Source organism: Spirillospora sp. NPDC049652, from assembly GCF_040675125.1.
Lineage (GTDB): Bacteria > Actinomycetota > Actinomycetes > Streptosporangiales > Streptosporangiaceae > Spirillospora.
This window is the reverse complement of record NZ_JBFAOF010001284.1, coordinates 1-1,640: the sequence shown is the minus strand read 5'-3', so window position 1 is coordinate 1,640 and position 1,640 is coordinate 1. Positions and strand designations below refer to the sequence as shown.

General features: G+C 75.7%; 2 protein-coding genes. Both read left to right on the top strand.

Annotation, left to right across the window (positions count from 1 at the left end; all coding sequences use genetic code 11):
• Window positions 1-867: ATP-binding cassette domain-containing protein (locus AB0J52_RS39460; RefSeq protein WP_500188228.1), on the top strand; the 867-nt coding region annotated here is incomplete at its 5' end.
• A partial coding sequence (locus AB0J52_RS39455) for an ABC transporter ATP-binding protein (RefSeq protein WP_500188227.1) occupies window positions 864-1,640 on the top strand: 777 nt, incomplete at its 3' end. The genes AB0J52_RS39460 and AB0J52_RS39455, both read left to right, overlap by 4 nt.

The following is a 1,640-nucleotide window of genomic DNA, read 5'->3' as shown; positions in this document are numbered from 1 at the left end:
CTTTCGGGCGCGCTCGGCCAGGTCGGGCAGCTCGCCCGATCGCGTTCGGCCGCCGACCGGGTCACCGACGTCCTCGCGCAACCCGTCGTCCAGCACGGCACGCGCGTCCTCCCGCCGCACGGCGCCGGAACCCTGGAGTTCCGCGACGTCACGATCCGCACCCCGGACGGCGAAGGACTCCGCGACGTCCACTTCGTGATCCCCGGCGGCGGGGCGACCGCCGTCGTCGGACGCTCGGGCGCGGGCAAATCCCTGCTCGCCTCCCTGGCCGGACGCCTCCTCGACCCTGACGAGGGGACCGTCCTCCTCGACGGCGTCCCCCTGCGCGAACTGACCCACAGCGAACTACGGCAATCCGTCGGATACGCCTTTGAACGGCCTGTCCTGCTGGGCGAGACCGTCACCGACGCGGTAGGGCTCGGGCTCCCTTCCCATACGCGCGCGCACGAGGAATGCGTCCAGGACGCCGCCCGCGCCGCGCGAGCGGACTCCTTCCTCAAACGACTGCCCGCCGGCTACGCCACAGCCCTCGCGGACGCCCCCATGTCAGGCGGCGAGCGCCAACGCCTGGGAATCGCCCGCGCGCTCGCGCAAGGCAAGCGGCTCCTCGTCCTGGACGACGCGACCTCCAGCCTCGACACCGTGACCGAACGCGAGATCGGCGCGGCCCTGGCCGGCGCGGCGGACGGCCGCACCCGACTCCTCGTCGCCCACCGCGTCGCCACCGCCGCCGAGGCCGACCAGGTCATCTGGCTCGACGACGGCCGCGTCCGCGCCCAGGCGCCCCACCGCGACCTGTGGCGCGACCACCCGGACTACCGGGCTCTCTTCGCGGAGTCCGCCGCCCCTTCCGAGGGAAAGGCATGACCCCGACTCCCGCCTCCCGCCCCCGCACGATCACCGCCGACGGCAACACGGCCCTCGGCGAGAGGACGCCGCCTCCCGCGAGCGCGCCGCCGCCTGCGGACACGGAAACGGAGGGACCGGTCGGGGCGCGGCGGTTCGTCGTCCGGGCGCTGCTCGCCGAGCCGCGAGCGCTGCTGCGGGTCCTCGCGTGGTCCGTCGTCGAGTCCGCGCCCGCGCTGTTCGTCGGGCAGGCGGTCGCGCGGTCCATCGGGGACGGCTTCGCGGCGAACCGCCCCTGGACGGGCACCGCCTGGCTCGCCGGACTCGCCCTGGTCTGGACGGTCGCGGCGGTTGGGGCACGCCAGGTCGTGCTGGCCGTGGCGGCGATCGTCGAGCCGTTCCGCGACCGGCTGCTGACCGAGGCCGTCGGCGGGACGCTCCGGAACGCCGCCCTCGCCGGACGCCCGCCCGGATCGGCGTCCGTCGCGCGCGTGAACCTCCAGGTCGAGCTCGCCCGCGACGCCCTCGCCGCGCTGGTCACGGTCGTCCGGTCGTTCGCGTTCACGGCCGTGAGCGTCATCGTCGGCCTGGCAACCCTGGAACCGCTCGTCCTGCCGTGGGTGCTGCCGCCCTTCGTCGCCGGCCTCCTGCTGTTCGCCGCGTCGCTGCCCGCGCTCGCCCGCCGCCAGCGCGCGTACCTGCTCGCCGACGAGCGGACGGTCGCCGCGACCGCCGACATGGTCGGCGGGCTCCGCGACGTCGTCGCGTGCGGCGCCGAGGGCCGGATCGGCCGG